Source organism: Xenorhabdus poinarii G6 (assembly GCF_000968175.1).
Classification (GTDB): domain Bacteria; phylum Pseudomonadota; class Gammaproteobacteria; order Enterobacterales; family Enterobacteriaceae; genus Xenorhabdus; species Xenorhabdus poinarii.
In genome coordinates this window covers 2,113,927-2,133,265 of sequence record NZ_FO704551.1, presented here as the reverse complement: position 1 = coordinate 2,133,265, position 19,339 = coordinate 2,113,927, and the positions used below count along the sequence as shown (strand labels likewise).

Annotated in this window: 16 protein-coding genes; 13 read left to right on the top strand and 3 right to left on the bottom strand. The window is 43.9% G+C overall.

Annotation, left to right across the window (positions count from 1 at the left end; all coding sequences use genetic code 11):
• Window positions 1-47: 47 nt before the first annotated feature.
• Together focA and ycaO are read right to left on the bottom strand one after the other, a co-directional pair.
• Window positions 48-908 carry a formate transporter FocA gene (focA, locus tag XPG1_RS09900; RefSeq protein ID WP_045958927.1) on the bottom strand — a complete coding sequence of 287 codons (861 nt, stop codon included), beginning with the start codon at window positions 906-908 and terminating at the stop codon, window positions 48-50.
• 343 nt (window positions 909-1,251) lie between these two features.
• Window positions 1,252-3,015 (bottom strand): 30S ribosomal protein S12 methylthiotransferase accessory factor YcaO, encoded by a 1,764-nt coding sequence (gene ycaO / locus XPG1_RS09895; RefSeq protein WP_045958926.1) that lies wholly within the window; start codon window positions 3,013-3,015, stop codon window positions 1,252-1,254.
• A gap of 146 nt (window positions 3,016-3,161) precedes the next feature.
• Here ycaO and ansB point away from each other — a divergent pair, with 146 nt between their 5' ends.
• The 12 genes from ansB (at window position 3,162) to XPG1_RS09835 (ending at window position 17,535) form a co-directional block, all read left to right on the top strand.
• Complete coding sequence (ansB, locus tag XPG1_RS09890) at window positions 3,162-4,205, top strand: L-asparaginase 2 (RefSeq protein WP_045958925.1); 1,044 nt, start codon at window positions 3,162-3,164, stop codon at window positions 4,203-4,205.
• 220 nt (window positions 4,206-4,425) lie between these two features.
• Window positions 4,426-5,514 carry a 3-phosphoserine/phosphohydroxythreonine transaminase gene (serC, locus tag XPG1_RS09885; protein WP_045958924.1) on the top strand — a complete coding sequence of 363 codons (1,089 nt, stop codon included), beginning with the start codon at window positions 4,426-4,428 and terminating at the stop codon, window positions 5,512-5,514.
• 108 nt (window positions 5,515-5,622) lie between these two features.
• Window positions 5,623-6,909: a 3-phosphoshikimate 1-carboxyvinyltransferase gene (aroA, locus tag XPG1_RS09880; RefSeq protein WP_045958923.1), complete on the top strand. Its 1,287-nt coding sequence runs from the start codon at window positions 5,623-5,625 to the stop codon at window positions 6,907-6,909.
• Between the two features lie 165 nt (window positions 6,910-7,074).
• Window positions 7,075-7,761: a (d)CMP kinase gene (gene cmk, locus XPG1_RS09875; RefSeq protein WP_045958922.1), complete on the top strand. Its 687-nt coding sequence runs from the start codon at window positions 7,075-7,077 to the stop codon at window positions 7,759-7,761.
• 191 nt (window positions 7,762-7,952) lie between these two features.
• Complete coding sequence (gene rpsA, locus XPG1_RS09870; RefSeq protein WP_045958921.1) at window positions 7,953-9,626, top strand: 30S ribosomal protein S1; 1,674 nt, start codon at window positions 7,953-7,955, stop codon at window positions 9,624-9,626.
• Between the two features lie 74 nt (window positions 9,627-9,700).
• Window positions 9,701-9,991 carry an integration host factor subunit beta gene (gene ihfB, locus XPG1_RS09865; RefSeq protein WP_045958920.1) on the top strand — a complete coding sequence of 97 codons (291 nt, stop codon included), beginning with the start codon at window positions 9,701-9,703 and terminating at the stop codon, window positions 9,989-9,991.
• 236 nt (window positions 9,992-10,227) lie between these two features.
• Entirely contained in the window at window positions 10,228-12,573 is a 2,346-nt protein-coding gene (locus tag XPG1_RS09860; RefSeq protein ID WP_045958919.1) for a ComEC family protein, read from the top strand.
• Window positions 12,574-12,608: 35 nt separating this feature from the next.
• The gene (gene msbA, locus XPG1_RS09855) at window positions 12,609-14,357 is read left to right on the top strand and encodes a lipid A ABC transporter ATP-binding protein/permease MsbA (RefSeq protein WP_045958918.1); all 1,749 of its coding nucleotides are present in this window, start codon (window positions 12,609-12,611) and stop codon (window positions 14,355-14,357) included.
• Window positions 14,354-15,349 carry a tetraacyldisaccharide 4'-kinase gene (gene lpxK, locus XPG1_RS09850; RefSeq protein WP_045958917.1) on the top strand — a complete coding sequence of 332 codons (996 nt, stop codon included), beginning with the start codon at window positions 14,354-14,356 and terminating at the stop codon, window positions 15,347-15,349. The genes msbA and lpxK overlap by 4 nt, the downstream gene beginning before the upstream one ends.
• Before the next feature lie 127 nt (window positions 15,350-15,476).
• Entirely contained in the window at window positions 15,477-15,656 is a 180-nt protein-coding gene (locus XPG1_RS09845; protein ID WP_045958916.1) for a Trm112 family protein, read from the top strand.
• Between the two features lie 3 nt (window positions 15,657-15,659).
• Window positions 15,660-16,418 carry a 3-deoxy-manno-octulosonate cytidylyltransferase gene (gene kdsB / locus XPG1_RS09840; RefSeq protein WP_045958915.1) on the top strand — a complete coding sequence of 253 codons (759 nt, stop codon included), beginning with the start codon at window positions 15,660-15,662 and terminating at the stop codon, window positions 16,416-16,418.
• A gap of 232 nt (window positions 16,419-16,650) precedes the next feature.
• Window positions 16,651-17,535, top strand: coding sequence for an IS982 family transposase (locus XPG1_RS09835; RefSeq protein ID WP_045960131.1), 885 nt, complete (start codon window positions 16,651-16,653; stop codon window positions 17,533-17,535).
• On the opposite strand, the gene elyC is transcribed toward XPG1_RS09835, so the two are convergent.
• Window positions 17,532-18,398, bottom strand: coding sequence for an envelope biogenesis factor ElyC (gene elyC / locus XPG1_RS09830; RefSeq protein WP_045958914.1), 867 nt, complete (start codon window positions 18,396-18,398; stop codon window positions 17,532-17,534). The two genes, XPG1_RS09835 and elyC, sit on opposite strands and share 4 nt — an antisense overlap.
• Before the next feature lie 169 nt (window positions 18,399-18,567).
• Here elyC and cmoM point away from each other — a divergent pair, with 169 nt between their 5' ends.
• Window positions 18,568-19,338, top strand: coding sequence for a tRNA uridine 5-oxyacetic acid(34) methyltransferase CmoM (gene cmoM, locus XPG1_RS09825; protein ID WP_045958913.1), 771 nt, complete (start codon window positions 18,568-18,570; stop codon window positions 19,336-19,338).
• The last annotated feature ends 1 nt before the right edge of the window (window position 19,339 follow it).

The following is a 19,339-nucleotide window of genomic DNA, read 5'->3' as shown; positions in this document are numbered from 1 at the left end:
ACTTTTACCTTTTAACAGTGGAATTTTTAAGAAATCTGACGCGGAAGTCACTGAGTGTTTTTACTACCACGTAAATAAATCAACCAATAAGCCAACCCAACCAATACCGTACCACCAATAATGTTACCGATTGTGACGGGCACTAAATTGTCGGTAATAAAGCTCGAAACGTTGAGTTGTGGAAACTGTTCCGGGGTTGTGCCCACTTTTAGCCAAAATTCATCAGGAGCAAAATTTTTGATAACAATTCCGAACGGAATTAAAAACATATTCGCAATACTGTGTTCGAAGCCGCTGGCGACAAACATACCTATTGGGAGTATCAATACGAACAATTTATCGATTAGACTGCGACCGGCATAGCTCATCCAGACAGCAAGGCAGACCATCAGGTTGGCTAAAATACCCAGGCATACGGCCTCAATAAAAGAGTGATGCATTTTATGGTTTGCTGTCTGTAAGACATTCAGACCCCAGTCGCCGTTAGCAACAGCATGTTGACCGGAATACCAAATCAAAGCCATGAAGAACAGTGCACCAATGAGATTACCGAGATAAACGTTAATCCAGTTTTTGAACATTTGAGACCAGGTAATGCGCCCTGTTGCTTTTGAAATGATCGTCAATACGGTGGACGTGAAGAGATCGACACCACACACCACGACCAACATCAGACCAAGGGAAAAACAGATCCCCCCTGTTAACTTAGCCAATCCATAAGGAATGGAAGAACTTCCGGTGGTTGCCGTAATATAAAAAACAAAAGCAATGGAAATAAATATACCTGCCATGATTGCTGATAAATAAGTCACCGCAGGATGTTTATTGACTTTATAGACACCGCTATCATCAGCGATTTGTGCCATTACAGCAGGTGGAAATAAATTAAAAGGGTTGTCAGTTTTCATCCTAACACTCGCTTTATCCTTAATGAATGATAGCACGTATTGATGGTAACAAACGGGTACTGGTCTGAATTTGATATGGATCATGTTAGACTGAAAGGATGACGTAACAGGGCGATCTAAATGGGGTGTTTTAAACTTAATATAATGATTTATAATGAAAAAATATTTTTTAAAATTTATAAAAATATTTTATATAAGAACGTTGTTTTTGAGATATGACTTTTGCATTTTTGGCGTTAAAAGTAAAATGACAGGCTAAATTGTCATTGATTTGTTATGTTGAAATAAATGATATTTAACCTGGATTTTACTTTTAATGATTAATTTACGTTAAGTGAATAGATTATTCATTGGCCCAAAATTCACGTTTCGCTTTTTGCAATTTCTCATAAGCATTCAATAATGCTTGATGAGCTGGCAATGCGTTTAATTCTGAATCAATAGACCATAGGCCATAAAAACAGTTTTCGCCGGCAATCGCAGCAGAAGCCGCATCGACGGTGTTTTGACCGTACATTTTCACAAATGCCGGGTAATATTGTGCAGGGTTGCGTTCTTCTTCTTGAGTTAACAACAACAGGGTTTGCAGGCAGCGGTAATAATTAGCGCGTTCAGCGGTGAAAACAGAAGCATTGAAATCCTGTGTCCATTCAACCCAAGTTAGTGCCTGCTCCAAATCATTACCGGCCAATGCCAGCATCGATTTCAGTTCACCAATACGGAGATTACTCCAGCCGTTATCTTTACCCACAGCGATCCCCAATAACTCACGGACACGGGTAAAATCGTCCAGACCTTCATCATCCAACTGTTCGAGGAAAGCCAGATATTCTTCTGGTTGCCATTGGCTGTCCGGCAATGCCAGAATGGTGTTACGCAGATGAGTGCCCATTGTGTTATTGGCAATATGCAGATCTTCGACCGGATAAATATCTGACATGCCGGGAACCAGAATGCGGCAGGCGTAAACGCCGAGATGCTCATAATCGGTAATATACACTTCAGCATCCAGTTTATTAAAGATCCCCATCAGAGTCGCAAACTCTTCTTCTGTTGTTCCGCTGAAACACCAGTCAGCAAACGGATAATCAGCATCCTGCTTAAACAGATCCCAACTGATGGTACCGCTTGAATCAATAAAGTGAGTTTCCAGATTGGTATGCTCAGCAACTTCTTCATTGTCAAAACTGGGTGGTGTAAAGACATCCAGGTCTTTCAGACTGCGGCCTTGTAGCAGTTCGGTGACCGTGCGTTCCAGCGCAACACCAAAATCAGGGTGTGCTCCGAAAGAGGCAAAACAAGTGCCATTAGCCGGATTAAGCAGGACAACGCAGATGACCGGGAACTGTCCGCCAAGTGAAGCATCGTAGCAATAGAGTGGGAAACCTTCTTCCTGCAATTTATTGACAGATTCAACCACACTTGGGTAGCGGTTCATCACCGCGTGTGGAATTTCAGGCAAACTGATGCATTCGGCAATAATGCGATTTTTCACATAGCGCTCGAACACTTCAGATAACCCCTGAACCCGCGCTTCATTCATGGTATTGCCGGCTGACATGCCGTTGGAAACATACAGATTGCCGACAATATTCATTGGAATATAAATCGTTTGATTATCTGACTGACGAGTAAATGGCAGGGCGCAAATCCCCCGTTCTTCATGACCCGATTGCAGATCAACCAACTGACTGGCACAGAGCGCTTTGTCCGGGTTGTAAAAATGATGCAGACGTTCGTCTAAAATACCGTCTGGCAGAGCATCATCTTCTGGCAATGGAAACCATTTTTCATTTGGGTAATGAACAAATTCACCGTTGGCAACGGAATGACCGAGGTAAAAATCAGCAAAGAAATAATTTGTCGATAGACGCTCAAAATATTCGCCCAATGCAGAAGCCAAGGCCGCTTTTTTGCTGGCTCCCTTACCATTGGTAAAGCACAAAGGGCAGTCGCGATCGCGGATATGAACCGACCAGACATTCGGGACAGGATTCAGCCAAGAGGCTTCTTCAATATTAAAACCAAGGGACTCCAGCTTATGTTGAAAACGATTAATGGAGTCTTCCAATGCGGCATCTTTGCCTGGAATATAGGTTTGCGTCATCGTGAGTCACTTCAATATATGTTAAAGGCCCATATCATACGGCGTTTTTTTCATCCGCTCTATGACTTCCCAAAAATTAATGTTAATTAGAGTTTATTTATTCGGTGTTTACATAATAAAATAGCTTTTTTACAAGAGGTTAAATAATGAAAAAGACTAAAATAACAGCAATTGCCGGTTTTCTGGCATTAATCAGTGGTTCTGCTTTCGCGTTACCAAACATTACTGTTTTGGCAACGGGGGGCACCATTGCTGGGGGTGGTGAATCTGCAACTCAATCTAATTACACCGCGGGTAAAGTAGGTATTGATTCTTTGCTGAATGCAGTGCCGGCAATTAAAAACATTGCCAATTTGAAAGGCGAGCAAGTTGTCAGCATCGGTTCTCAGGACATGAACGATCAAGTCTGGTTGACGCTGGCGAAAAAAATTAACGCAGATTGTGATAAAACCGACGGTTTCGTTATCACTCATGGTACTGATACCATGGAAGAAACGGCTTATTTCCTCGATCTGACCACTCAGTGCCAGAAACCGATTGTGATGGTCGGCGCAATGCGTCCGTCCACTGCGCTGGGTGCTGATGGCCCACTGAACCTGTATAACGCCGTTGTTGTCGCTGCGAATGATAGCTCTGCAAATCGTGGCGTTCTGCTGGCGATGAATGACACTGTGATTCATGGTCGTGACATTAGTAAGCTGAGCACAACAGACGTTCAAGCGTTTCAGCCAGTAAACTCTGGCGCTCAGGGCTTTATTCACAACGGCAAAGTGAACTACTATTCTGCTGCGCCGGTCAAAGCTCACAAGGCATTCTTTGACGTGAGTAAATTGGAGCAACTGCCAAAAGTTGGTATCGTTTATAACTACGCCAATGCCTCTGATCTGCCAGCAAAAGCTTTTGTTGAAAACGGCTATCAGGGTATTGTCAGCGCAGGTGTCGGTAACGGTAACATCTATAAGTCTATTTTTGACACACTGACGCAAGCGGCTAAAGATGGTGTGGTGGTGGTTCGTTCCAGCCGCATTCCTTTTGGTTACACCACTCAGAATGCTGAAGTTAACGACAGTCAATATGGTTTCGTGGCTTCAGAACGGTTGAACCCACAGAAAGCGCGTGTTCTTCTGCAATTGGCGCTGACACAGACGTCTAATGTCGAAGAAATTCAGAACATGTTCAATAAGTATTAATTTCTGATTTAATCTTTAATCGCTGATATAGCAAAAGAGGAAAAGACATAACGTCTTTTCCTCTTTTTTTTACCAAAATAAAGATTAAATCATGATATCTGCTCAGTTTGAGATCTTATTCCGATTTATCCCACCACGAATAACCATTGCAGCGGCAGTGCGGGAGTGATAAAAACAATACATCCGATTGTATTTGTATCCATTAGATAAGGTAAGGTTAATGAGTCAGGTATATAATTTCAGCGCTGGTCCAGCTATGTTGCCAATAGAAGTATTACGACGTGCAGAACAAGAACTTTGCAACTGGCATGGTCTGGGGACATCTGTGATGGAGATCAGCCATCGTAGTCAGGAGTTTGTGGCTGTTGCGGCAGAAGCAGAAAAAGATCTCCGGGATTTATTATCCATACCTGAAAATTATAAGGTGCTGTTTTGTCATGGTGGCGCTCGCGGGCAATTTGCGGCATTACCACAGAATTTATTGGGTGATAAATCAACCGCAGATTATATCGTGAGTGGCTACTGGTCTGAATGTGCAGCGAAAGAAGCAAAAAAATATTGCACACCAAACGTCATTGATATCCGAGTAGAAACAGAGGGTATCACTCGTGTGAAACCGATGAGTGAATGGGACGTAAGCAGTGAGGCTGCTTATGTGCATTATTGCCCGAATGAAACCATTGAAGGCATTGCCATCTTTGAAGAACCTGATTTCGGTGATGATAAGATTGTGATTGCCGATTACTCATCAGCTATTCTCTCTGCACCTATTGATGTCAGCCGTTATGGTGTGATTTATGCCGGCGCACAAAAGAATATCGGGCCGGCAGGGCTGACCGTCGTCATTATTCGTGAAGATTTGCTGGGTAAAGCACACCCGCATACGCCGTCGATTCTGGACTACACGGTACTCGCGCAATATGACTCAATGTACAACACACCGCCGACATTTGCCTGGTATCTATCCGGCATGGTATTCAAGTGGTTGAAAGAACAGGGCGGGTTACAAGAAATCAGCAAACGTAATCATGCCAAAGCAGAACTGCTTTATCACGCAGTTGATAACAGTCAGTTATATATCAACCGCGTTGCTCCCCAAAATCGTTCTCTTATGAATGTCCCATTCCAGTTGGCTAACCCAATGTTAGATGACCAGTTTTTGGCAGAAGCTTATGAACACGGACTCCATGCGTTGAAAGGGCATAAAGTTGCAGGAGGTGCTCGCGCGTCTATTTATAACGCGATGCCTTATGAGGGTGTCAAGACATTAGTTGAATTTATGGCTGATTTTGAACGCCGCAACGCATAATTTTTTATCATCGTCGGGAGGAAATAAAGCCTCCCGATCGCAAACTTCCCGATTTTTCCTAAAAATTAAAAATAGATTCCAATTTAAAAACCGGAGACGCCTCTCGTTATGCAATCCCTGACGTTACAACCTATTTCCCGTATTAATGGCACGATGAATTTACCGGGTTCCAAAAGCGTTTCTAACCGCGCTTTGTTACTCGCTGCGATGGCTAAAGGGACAACCCGGCTAACGAATTTATTAGATAGTGATGATATTCGTCATATGTTAACTGCGTTGACGGCATTAGGTATTTCCTACCGTTTATCTGCTGATCGCACTGTCTGTGATGTAGAAGGTATTGGAGGTTGCATAACGGGCAAAAGCGGAATCGAACTCTTTCTGGGGAATGCGGGGACAGCAATGCGTCCGCTGGCTGCCGCATTATGTTTGGGAGAAAGCGGAATGAGTGTGGTATTGACCGGTGAACCCCGTATGAAAGAGCGGCCGATTGGTCATTTGGTCGATGCATTGCGTCAGGGGGGAGCAGAAATTGATTATCTTGAACAGGAAAACTATCCACCTTTACATATCAAAGGCGGATTTTCCGGTGGAAAGGTGACCGTTGATGGCCGTGTTTCCAGCCAATTTCTGACAGCGTTGTTAATGGCGGCACCTTTGGCAGCCAACGATACAGAAATCCGCATACAAGGTGATTTGGTTTCCAGGCCTTATATTGATATTACCCTGGCGTTGATGAAAAGCTTTGGTGTAATGGTAGAAAATGAACAATATCAGGCTTTTTATATCAAGGGACAGCAGCAGTACTTATCGCCGGGAGAGTATCTGGTTGAAGGCGATGCTTCATCAGCCTCTTATTTTCTGGCTGCCGCCGCCATTAAAGGTGGTACTGTCCGTGTAACTGGCATCGGTAGAAACAGCCTGCAAGGGGATACCCAATTTGCCCATGTTTTGGAACAGATGGGGGCGACTATTCGCTGGGGAGATGATTTTGTCGAATGTGAACGCGGCACATTGAACGGTATTGATATGGATATGAACGCGATCCCTGATGCGGCCATGACTATAGCAACAACTGCGCTGTTTGCTCAGGGCGAGACAGTGATTCGCAATATTTATAATTGGCGGGTCAAGGAAACTGACAGACTCAGTGCCATGGCGACAGAATTACGGAAAATAGGCGCCGTAGTGGAAGAGGGACATGACTATATTCGGGTTTCTCCGCCGGAAAAGCTCAGGCACGCTGAAATTGAAACCTACAATGATCATCGCATTGCGATGTGTTTCTCACTGGTCGCTTTATCGGATACCCCGGTCACCATTCTTGATCCAGGTTGTACAGCAAAAACATTCCCGGACTATTTTCACCAGCTTGAAAAACTCAGTCAATCTTGACATGTTGGAATAGAAATTTAGAGATAATTATGCTGCGTCTGTTTCTCTCACTGGCTGAGTGCGTATAATAAGGCAAGTTTTTTATTGCTTATTAATTAAGCAATTTTCTACATTCGGTAAATGACCTGTCTGTTATACGAATGTTACGCGAAGAGGAGGATAATGATGGCGGCGATAGCCCCAGTAATAACCGTTGATGGGCCAAGTGGTGCTGGCAAGGGAACATTATGTCAGGCTCTGGCTGAAGCATTAGATTGGCAATTGCTTGATTCGGGCGCTATTTATCGAGTATTGGCACTGGCTGCCATTCATCATCAGGTGGATATCCGATCTGAAGATGCTCTGGTTCCTCTGGCCGCAAATCTGGATGTTCGTTTTGTGCCTGCACAGGGGCAGCTTCTGGTCATTCTGGAAGGCGAAGATGTCAGTAATGAAATTCGTACCGAAACCGTTGGCAACACAGCTTCCCAGACGGCAACATTCCCACGCGTTCGGGAAGCGCTCTTGCGTCGGCAGAGGGCTTTCCGCATTGCACCGGGGCTTATTGCAGATGGCCGTGATATGGGCACCGTCGTATTTCCTGACGCACCAGTAAAAATATTTCTTGATGCCAGTGCGGAAGAACGTGCCCGTAGGCGCATGTTGCAGTTGCAGGAGAAAGGTTTTAGTGTTAACTTTGGACGGCTTTTGTCCGAAATACAGGAGCGAGATTTTCGTGACCGTCATCGGGCAGTTGCGCCGTTAGTGCCTGCACAAGATGCATTGATCTTGGACTCGACCAGCATGTCTATCGAAGAAGTGATTGATAAAGCACTAGCCTATGCGAAAAACACGCTGGAAATACCCGCATAATCTTAACTTTCTCAAATAGACTATTGCGATAGTGTATAAAGAGATGTATATAGCATTCTGGTGTATTGGTAGTGAAATATGCTGGTACACCAAAACACCTTGTAACAGGGAAACGTTGCGAGGTATGTAAAACAACCCCATTCGGCTGGAAGCTAAATGGACGTTAATTAAAAACCTTGAAGATCATTAACATGACAGAATCTTTTGCTCAACTCTTTGAAGAATCCCTACAGGTTATCGAAACTCGTCCAGGCGCTATCGTTCGTGGTATCGTCGTTGCTATCGATAAAGACGTTGTATTGGTTGACGCGGGTCTGAAATCAGAATCTGCAATTCCTGTAGAACAATTCAAAAACGCTCAAGGCGAGCTGGAAATCCAAGTTGGCGATGAAATCGACGTAGCTCTGGATGCGGTAGAAGATGGTTTCGGTGAAACTATCCTGTCCCGTGAGAAAGCGAAACGTCATGAAGCATGGCTGATGCTGGAAAAAGCATACGAAGAAGCTGAAACTGTCACTGGTGTTATCAATGGCAAAGTTAAAGGCGGCTTCACGGTAGAACTGAACGGAATCCGTGCATTCCTGCCTGGTTCACTGGTTGACGTTCGTCCAGTTCGTGATACTACTCACCTTGAAGGCAAAGAGCTTGAGTTCAAAGTCATCAAGCTGGATCAGAAGCGTAATAACGTAGTCGTTTCTCGTCGTGCTGTTATCGAATCTGAAAATAGCGCAGAGCGTGATCAGTTGCTGGAAAACCTGCAAGAAGGCATGGAAGTTAAAGGTATCGTTAAGAACCTGACTGACTACGGTGCATTCGTTGATCTGGGCGGCGTTGATGGCCTGCTGCACATTACTGATATGGCTTGGAAACGTGTTAAACACCCAAGTGAAATCGTTAATGTGGGCGATGAAATCACCGTTAAAGTACTGAAATTTGACCGTGAGCGTACCCGCGTATCGCTGGGTCTGAAACAACTGGGCGAAGATCCATGGGTCGCAATCGCTAAGCGTTATCCAGAAAGTACGAAACTGACTGGTCGCGTAACTAACCTGACTGACTACGGTTGCTTCGTTGAAATCGAAGAAGGTGTTGAAGGTCTGGTACACGTTTCAGAAATGGATTGGACCAACAAAAACATCCACCCATCCAAAGTTGTTAACGTTGGTGATGTTGTAGAAGTGATGGTTCTGGATATCGACGAAGAACGCCGTCGTATCTCCCTGGGTCTGAAACAGTGTAAAGCTAACCCTTGGCAGCAATTCGCTGAGACTCACAACAAAAACGACCGCGTTGAAGGTAAGATCAAGTCTATCACTGACTTCGGTATCTTCATTGGTCTGGACGGCGGCATCGATGGTCTGGTTCACCTGTCTGATATCTCCTGGAACGTGACAGGTGAAGAAGCAGTTCGTGAATACAAGAAAGGCGACGAAATCGCGGCTGTCGTTCTGCAAGTAGATGCAGAACGTGAGCGTATCTCTCTGGGCATCAAACAACTGGCAGAAGATCCATTCAACAATTACCTGTCTGTCAACAAGAAAGGTATCATTGTGACTGGTAAAGTTACTGCGGTTGACACAAAAGGTGCTACAGTTGAATTAGCTAACGGCGTTGAAGGTTACCTGCGTGCATCAGAAGCTTCTCGTGACCGCGTTGAAGATGCAACTCAAGTTCTGAACGTTGGCGATGAAGTTGAAGCTAAATATGTTGGCGTTGATCGCAAAAACCGCGTAATCAACCTGTCTGTTCGCGCAAAAGACGAAGCTGATGAAAAAGACGCTATCGCTACTGTGAACAAACAAGAAGATACAAACTTCGCGAACAACGCAATGGCTGAAGCTTTCAAAGCCGCTAAAGGCGAATAATCTAAGTCAATAACGGCGGGTAATATTTTCTAACATGATAATATTACCCGAATACGGTAGTTTAGGGAGGTACCATGACCAAGTCTGAATTAATCGAAAGGCTTGCAGAGCAACAATCTCACATGCCGGCTAAAACCGTTGAAGATGCAGTGAAAGAGATGCTTGATCATATGGCAGAAACGTTAGCCGCGGGTGAACGTATCGAAGTTCGCGGCTTCGGCAGTTTTTCTCTTCACTACCGCGCTCCGCGTGTGGGACGTAACCCCAAAACAGGTGAAAAAGTGGAATTGGAAGGTAAATATGTTCCTCACTTTAAACCTGGTAAAGAGTTACGTGACCGCGTAAATATCTATAGCAATAGCTAAAAGATATCAGTTATTACTTAATTAAACTAACGGCACCTTGTTGGTGCCGTTTTTTATTCATCCCGCTTCTGTATATCTGATTTTTGTGATGATGATTGAATCATTTTGCAACTCATTGTTTGCTTGAAAAATCATTTGCGACGTTATTCCACAATAGAATTTCTCTGCCTGGCAGGCAGGCCGGTGATGTAATAGGCTTGCCGATGTGAATGGAATGTCATGCAGAGGCATAATGGATGCAGTCTATAATATTTCTTCCTTTTACCGATTTATTTATCTTTTGGCGAAAACTAAAGCCGATTATCAGCCTGAATATGGCTGCATTAGCCATTGTACTTGGCATGTTACCTTTACTCTTTCTTGCCGAACTTCCTCCGCAAAAAGTCATTCACTATCTGATTTTTCTTGCATTTTTCCTGCTATTTTTGCCCTATAAAATCATACGAATAATTTCATTAGGTTTATGGGCATTTATTTTTGGCTGCTGGCATGGTCATCAAATATTGGCCCAATTGACTTATTTCAGTGAAACGTCTCGCACTGCAACGGTTCGGGTTGATAGTGTCTTGTTGGAAAATAAAACACAGGATAGTGATAGAAAAGCACGTTATCGTATTAAGTTAATGGAAAGTGACGGAAAATCTATTTTTCCGGCTTTATACGCATCAGTTTCATGGAACGCTCAGGAATCGTTGTGCGCTGGTCAAAAATGGCTGGTGACCATGAAACTCCGGCCTGTTCATGCTCAATTAAATCAGGGTAGTTATGATAGTCAACGATATTTGCTTTCTATACGTCAGCCGTTGAATGGAAAAATTATTGAGGCAAAACCGCTCGATAAAACATGTAATCTTCGACAAGAAATAATAACGAAATTATTGCCAGAGATTAAGCCAATACAACAAGCGGGTATTGCATTAGCGCTTTCATTCGGTGAAAGAGCGTGGTTAGATAAACCCACGCGTTTGCTATTACAACAAACAGGAATTGCTCATTTGATGGCAATTTCAGGCTTACATATTGCAATGGCCAGCTTATTTGGCTGGAGTCTGGCAAGAATCATGCAGTTTTTCTTTCCTACAAAATGGATTGGATTTCGTTTCCCGTTATTAATGGGCTGGCTAACTGCAATACTGTATGGGTGGTTGTCTGGCTGGGGCGTTCCGGCAGTCCGGGCAATATTATGGCTGACATTGTGGATTTATTTACGATGTAAAAGCAGGCTCTGTTTTTCATGGCAATGGGCATTATGGAGTGCTGCACTGATTTTGCTCTTTGATCCCTTAGCCATACTTTCCGATAGCTTCTGGCTTTCTTTCACGGCGGTTATGGCGCTGTTATTTTGGTTTTACTGGGTACCCTTACCTGAAAGAATACGTTATGGGTGGCGATGGATATGGTTGCGTGGATTGCATATGCAACTAGGTATGATGTTAATGCTGTTACCGTTGCAGCTTTTATTATTTCAAGGCATAAATATTGCCTCATTGGTCGCTAACCTATGGGCTGTTCCGGTTATCTCTTTTTTATCTGTACCCTTAGTGATGCTGGGGATTATGTGTCTCTTTTTTCCGGTTATCCAACCCTTTTTATGGCAACTTGTTGATTACATTATTTTATTTGCATTGGCGCCCTTGCCGATCTTGGCACATTCATGGATTGACACAGGTAATTATCCCATCATGATTACGTTAGCCGGATGGTTTTCTGTTGTCATTTGGCGCTTAGGTTGGTGGAAATCTTATCAATGTCTATTGGGTGTTTGCATTGGCATTATGGCGTGTTATTCCAAGCGTTCCAATGATGAACAATGGCGTTTTTCGATGCTGGATGTGGGGCATGGATTGGCTTTAGTGATTGATAAAGGCGGAAAGGCGATCGTTTTTGATACAGGTAATCGTTGGGATACGGGGAGTATGGCAGAAAAAGTCATTGAGCCTTATTTGCGTTGGCATCGGCTAATGCCGGAACAAATCATCCTTAGTCATGAACATTCAGATCATACAGGAGGAGTAGGATACCTTGTTGAAAAATATAAGGGTATAAAAATCAGAAGCCCTTCATTGAATCATGATCACTTGCCTTGTATTCGTGGTGAACAATGGTTATGGCAAGGGTTAAATTTTAAGGTTCTCTGGCCACCAGAAAAAGTGGCGAGTGTCGGAAATAATCAATCTTGCGTGATCCGTATTGATGATGGTAAACATAGTTTATTATTAACGGGGGATTTGGAGAGGCAGGGTGAATATCGCTTATCGGCGCTTGAGAAGGATCAGCTACATGCCACCATCTTGCAAGTTCCTCATCATGGAAGTAATACATCTTCTACTTCGGTATTTATACGTAAAGTTAAACCGCAGTATGCCTTAGCTTCAGTTGCACGCTACAGTCCGTGGCGATTGCCTTCAATCAAGGTGAAGCAGCGTTATGAAGATGTAGGCATTGAATGGCATAGCACCGCCGTTTCTGGTCAGATAACCGGCTATTTTTATGATGAAGACATTCGGTTAAAAGGTTATCGACAACAAATAATGTCACGGTGGTATCATCAGTGGTTTGGTATTCGTAGCAATCATGAGTAGAATGATTCGCTATTTCTTTTGGTTTTGGTAACTCAATAATGAATGATAAAGACCTTTCTACCTGGCAGACCTTTCGCCGATTGTGGCCGATCATTACTCCCTTTAAAGTTGGCCTGTTAGTCGCGGCGGTTGCACTTGTTATGAATGCTGCCGGTGATACATTGATGCTTTCCTTGTTGAAGCCCTTGCTTGATGAGGGTTTTGGTAAGGCAGACATGAGCGTATTGAAGTGGATGCCACTGGTTGTTATCGGGTTGATGTTGTTGCGTGGCATATCTGGTTTTGTATCAAGTTATTGTATATCTTGGGTATCAGGCAAGGTGGTCATGCAGATGCGTCGTCGTCTGTTCAATCATATGATGGGGATGCCTGTTTCCTTCTTTGACCAGCAATCCACGGGAACGTTGCTTTCTCGTATTACATACGATTCAGAACAGGTTGCGTCCTCTTCCTCTGGGGCATTAGTCACGGTTGTTAGGGAAGGGGCATCAATTATTGGCCTGTTTATCCTGATGTTTTACTACAGTTGGGAGCTTTCCCTCATATTGATTGTCATCGCTCCCATCGTTGCGGGCGTAATTCGTCTTGTTTCCGTGCGTTTTCGTAATATCAGTAAAAATATGCAAAACAGCATGGGGATGGTAACAACCAGTGCTGAACAGATGCTGAAAGGGCATAAAGAAGTGTTAATTTTTGGTGGTCAAAAAATCGAAACTGAACGCTTCGACAAAGTCAGCAACCATATGCGCCAACAAGGGATGAAAATGGTATCGGCTGATTCCATTTCAGACCCGATTATTCAGTTGATTGCTTCTTTTGCATTGGCATTTATTTTGTATGCGGCCAGCTTTCCGGAAATTATGGGGGCGTTAACCGCAGGGAAAATTACCGTGGTGTTTTCATCCATGATTGCCCTGATGCGTCCATTGAAATCGCTGACTAACGTTAATGCTCAATTCCAACGAGGGATGGCGGCGTGTCAGACGTTATTTACTATTTTGGATATGGAGCAGGAAAAAGATGACGGTAAACGGGAAATCAAAAAAGCAACAGGCAATATTGAATTCCGTGATGTCACTTTCTGTTATCCAACCAAAGAGTGTCCGGCACTGAAACGTATTTCCATGACGATCCCAGCGGGCAAAACGATTGCATTAGTTGGCCGCTCAGGATCAGGTAAATCGACCATTGCTAATCTTCTCACGCGTTTTTATGACGTGAATGAAGGTGGAATTATATTGGACGGTCACGATCTGCGTGAATATACGCTGGCTTCTCTACGTAGCCAAATTGCGTTGGTTTCGCAAAATGTGCATCTATTTAATGATACGGTTGCCAATAACATTGCTTATGCCAGCGAAAAGAAGTTTAGCCGTGCAGAAATAGAAAGAGCGGCAGAAATGGCTTATGCCATGGACTTTATTGAAAAACTGGATAAGGGTCTCGATACGATGATCGGTGAAAATGGCGTCTTGCTTTCAGGCGGACAGCGCCAGCGTATTGCTATTGCTCGTGCTTTATTGCGTGATTCCCCTATTTTGATTTTGGATGAAGCCACTTCTGCGTTAGATACGGAATCTGAACGGGCAATTCAGGCTGCATTGGATGAATTGCAGAAAAACAGAACGTCACTGGTCATTGCTCACCGTCTGTCTACTATTGAAAATGCCGATGAAATTATTGTCATTGAAGATGGAAATATCATAGAAAGGGGTAATCATACCACGTTGGTGGGACAAGAAGGTGCATATGCACAGTTACACAGGATGCAGTTTGGCCTATGATTGAACGCATATGGTCAGGCCGCTCATGGCTGTATATCGTATTATTACCATTATCAGCCCTTTATGGGCTGATAAGCGGTTTACGTCGTTTAAGTTATAAACTGGGATTGCGTCGTGCCTGGAAAGCGCCGCTGCCTGTCGTCGTTGTCGGTAATTTGACGGCAGGGGGCAATGGTAAAACCCCGGTTGTTATCTGGCTCGTTGAACAGTTGCAGCAAAGAGGCTATCAGGTTGGTGTTGTTTCGCGTGGCTATGGTGGGAAGTCAGAACATTATCCGCTATGGGTTACCGATGAAGTGACAACGGCACAAGCCGGCGATGAGCCCGTTTTAATTCGTCGCCGTACTGGTGTGCCGGTTGCGGTGGCACCCAAACGCGCTGAGGCTATTCAGGCATTATTGGTGCATGCTGTGGTTGATATCATCATTACCGATGATGGCCTTCAGCATTATGCCTTGCAACGTGATTATGAGATTGTCGTGATTGATGGCGTTCGTCGTTTTGGTAACGGTTGCTGGTTGCCTGCTGGTCCCATGCGAGAGCTAGCAGGGCGCCTCAATAGCGTTAATGCAATTATTGTCAATGGTGGCACCCCGGAAGCAGGTGAATTACCAATGACCCTAAAAGGAAATTTGGCAGTCAATTTGTTGACGGGGGAAACACGAAAAGTGACTGATATTCCCAACGGTATTGCAATGGCCGGAATTGGCCATCCCCCGCGCTTTTTTGCAACATTGCAGCAATTGGGGGCAGTTTTGCAGAAAACACACGCTTTTGCTGATCATCACGCTTACGAGAAAGATCAGCTACTGGCTTTGGCAAATAGCACCCAAAATTTGTTGATGACAGAAAAAGACGCGGTGAAATGTTTCCAATTTGCGCAACCTAACTGGTGGTATTTACCTGTACACGTCGATTTACCAGCGGAAAAAGGGCAAAAAGTCGTGGATGATATTTGTGCTTTACTGCCAGAAAGAAACCCTCGCCGATAAAATCGGACCATTCCTGCCAATGAAACAAAATAAGGAAAACGAAACAAAGCAACAAAGTTAACGGTGATACATTGCTTATGGTATTCTGAGCCGCATTAAATTGAAAACCCGTTACTTGGGGGGATATATGGATCACCGTTTACTCGAAATCATTGCTTGCCCGGTATGTCATGGCAAACTCAGTTATGATAAAGAAAACCTTGAACTGATTTGCAAACTTGATCGTCTCGCTTTTCCTTTCCGTGATGGCATTCCAGTGTTGCTGGAAAATGAAGCTCGTCTCTTGCCCGCAGAGGAAAATAAATAGTTCATGTTTACCGTTATTATTCCGGCTCGTTTTGCTTCCACACGTTTACCTGGCAAGCCATTGGCTGATATTCATGGCAAGCCCATGATTGTGCATGTTATGGAGCGTGCTGCCCGTTCTGGCGCTGATCGGGTGATTGTGGCAACAGATCATCAAGACGTTTTTGATGCTGTGATTGCCGCAGGGGGGGAAGCTTGTATAACCAGTGAAAATCATCATTCAGGCACAGAGCGTTTGGCTGAGGTTATCGATAAATATCAATTTGCTGATGATGAAATTATCGTCAATGTACAGGGTGATGAACCACTTATTCCAGAACAGATTATTCAACAGGTTGCGGATAATTTAGCGGGCAGTGGTGCTGGAATGGCAACACTTGCCGTGCCGATACAAGATGCGGAAGAGGCATTCAATCCTAATGCGGTCAAAGTTGTGATGGACTCGAAAGGTTATGCGCTCTATTTTTCTCGCGCGACAATCCCGTGGGAACGTGATCGTTTTATGCAGTCAAAAGAGACGGTGGGCGATAATTTCCTGCGTCATATTGGCATTTATGCGTATCGGGCAGGATTTATCCGGCGCTATGTTCAGTGGGCGCCGAGTCCATTGGAACATATTGAAATGCTTGAGCAATTAAGAGTGCTTTGGTACGGTGAAAAAATTCATGTAGCCAAAGCACTGCAAGTCCCCGGCGCAGGTGTTGATACACCAGAAGATCTGGTCGCAGTGAGAAAAGCGTTTATTGCACGCTGTTCTTCTTAGGTGAGATAAATATCAGCCGGATTTAAAAGAGAATGAGGGAATGTATACCCCGTTCTCTTTTTTCTTGCAAACAGGCGTTATTTCTTATCGTCTTTTGGCTGAGCATCTTCTGGTTTCTCGGTTTTCATATCCCTATTTATTACCCGAATTCTGGATAAAAAATTGGCGAAGTGCCTGTTCCAAGAGCAAAGTTTTGGTGCACACCAAAAACCGCTCTAAGAAGGAACAGGCAATGAACAAACTAGTTGAAATTTTCTGCGATGTCGATGACTTTTGTCGTTTTTTCATTCCTCAATGGGAACAGTTTTGTCTTAATAAGGGGCATCGTCTACGCCGCAGGCAAGGTCACATGTATCCCAGTGAAATGATGACCATCCTGATCCGCTTTCACATGTCGCATTACCGTGATTTTAAACATTTTTATCTGGAGCATATTTGGAAATATCATCATCACGATTTTCCAACTTTGCTCAGTTATACCCGTTTTGTCAGTGTTTCCCCTTCCGTTTTAGTGCCGCTGTGCAGTTATCTGACTCAGTTAAAAGGAAAGCCCACGGGGATCGCTTTTATTGATTCCACGAGTTTACGCGTGTGCCATAACATTCGTATTCCCCGCCATAAGGTGTTTGAGGGGGTGGCACAGCGAGGAAAAACCTCGATAGGGTGGTTTTACGGTTTCAAATTACACTTGATTGTTAACCATCAGGGCGAAATTCTGGCACTCAAAATCACCGCCGGTAATGTGGATGATCGGGAACCGGTTCGCGAATTAGCAAAAGCATTAACGGGTTCTCTTTATGGTGACAAAGGCTATCTTAGTCAAGAACTGGCAGGTGCTTTAGCGCAAGCGGGTGTAACGTTCATGACAAAAAAGCGCCGTCACATGAAAGCGCAAGTGCTGGCTGAATGGGATAATATAATGTTATCAAAGCGTTTTATTATTGAAACAATTAATGGGCAATTAAAAACCATTTCTCAAATAGAGCATTCCCGGCACCGAAGTATAAAAGGATTTCTATTGACCGTTTTAGGTGGTGTCATTGCTTACTGCCTAAAATGGAAGAAACCGTCACTGAAAGTTTTCTACTCAGAAGAAGATTTTCCAATGACGGCTTAAACGGAATTCGGGTTATTTATTGGCTTAATCGCTTGCCAGACGCGCCCTAATGTTTCATACCAAGCGCGTTCCGTGTGGGATAAATAGTAGGAAGAAGGAATATATTTTTCCCATGAATACAAAGGGGTTGTGATAGCTAATTGATTGGCCGGGCCTGCAATGGGGTGTAAACCGTGTTGTTCAAAAAACGAGATGGCTCTTTCCATATGATTAGCAGAAGTCACCAGAATAAAAGGTTGTGTCCCGATGACTTTTGCAACTTCAGCCGCTTCTTCTTCTGTATCTACGGGGTTTTTTAATGCGAGGGTGTCTTCTACAGGAATTCCCATCGATTGTGCTACCATAGCAGCAATTTCGGCACTGCTGATGGCATTAACGCCTTTCCCTCCGGTGAAAATTATTTTAGCTCCGGGGATAAGATGATATAGCCGGATACCCTCAGCGACTCTGGGCAAGCTGTTATTCATAAGGTTGGCACTGGGAGCCCAATGAGGGTTATAAGTAAAACCGCCTCCGAGAACGACAATATATTTTACGGGAATTTTAGATCCTGATGTTATCGGTTTGGAAGCGACAGTGTTAATGATAGATGCCGTTGTCAGTGGCGTTATGGGGGCAGGTATAAATGGAGTCTCTGGCTCATAGCGTTGAACATATTTTCCCTCGACAGGCAGTAAGAGCTTATCCGCGATAGGTTGTAGACTCAATAAAAGCAATGCAAGCCAACTGAGTGATAGCAGGGCTTTCCCTGTTTTTTGCCAACGGGTGAACCACAATAATAGCAGTGCTGTAAAAGAGACGATAATAATCAACGGCAAAGGCATTAATAGTGAGCCGATATATTTTTTTAGCAGAAATAACATTGATGGGCCTTGATTTGGTTAAATAGTCATCGCACAGGGGCAAATTTAAGGCTAAAAGTAGTTAATTAAATGATTACTGTGCCAAAATAACAGTAGTAAAAATAGCAGTAGATAACTTCACTGCTCAATAGATAAATTAAACTTAGCTGAATAAGTGGGGCAGTTTTTCATGCGGGATCGCAATTTCGATGATATTGCAGACAAATTTTCGCGTAATATTTACGGCACAACTAAGGGTAAAATCAGGCAGGCCGTTGTCTGGCAGGATCTTAATGAATTGCTGAACCATTTGCCTCAACGTCCTTTACGCATTTTAGATGCCGGGGGCGGTGAAGGGAATATGGCTTGCCAATTAGCAGAATTGGGGCATCAAGTCATACTTTGTGACCTCTCAGAAGAAATGATCCAGCGAGCAGAACATAACGCCAAAGAGCGAGGTGTTCTCCATCAGATGCAATTTATCCAAAGCTCAGTACAAGAAATTCACCAGCATATTGAACAGCCCGTGGATCTGATACTATTTCACGCTGTATTAGAATGGATAACGGATCAAAAAGAGGCAATAGAAACATTGGGAAATAGAATAACGCCCGGTGGGGCACTTTCATTAATGTTTTATAATGCTAATGGATTGGTTATGCGTAATGCCATCCTGGGGAATTTTCATCTGGCAACACCTGATATTCAGCGTCGTCGGAAACGTTCTCTGACGCCACAGAATCCACTAGTACCAGAACAGGTATATCAGTGGTTGACTGAATTCAAGATGGAAATCACAGGTAAAACAGGCGTGAGGGTTTTTCACGATTACCTGCAAAGTCGCCAATTACAAAACGCCGATTTTCCAGCGTTGCTTGAACTTGAACAACGTTATTGTAGACAGGAGCCCTATATCAGCCTGGGGCGCTACATTCATGTGATGGCACGCAAGCTACCTTAAA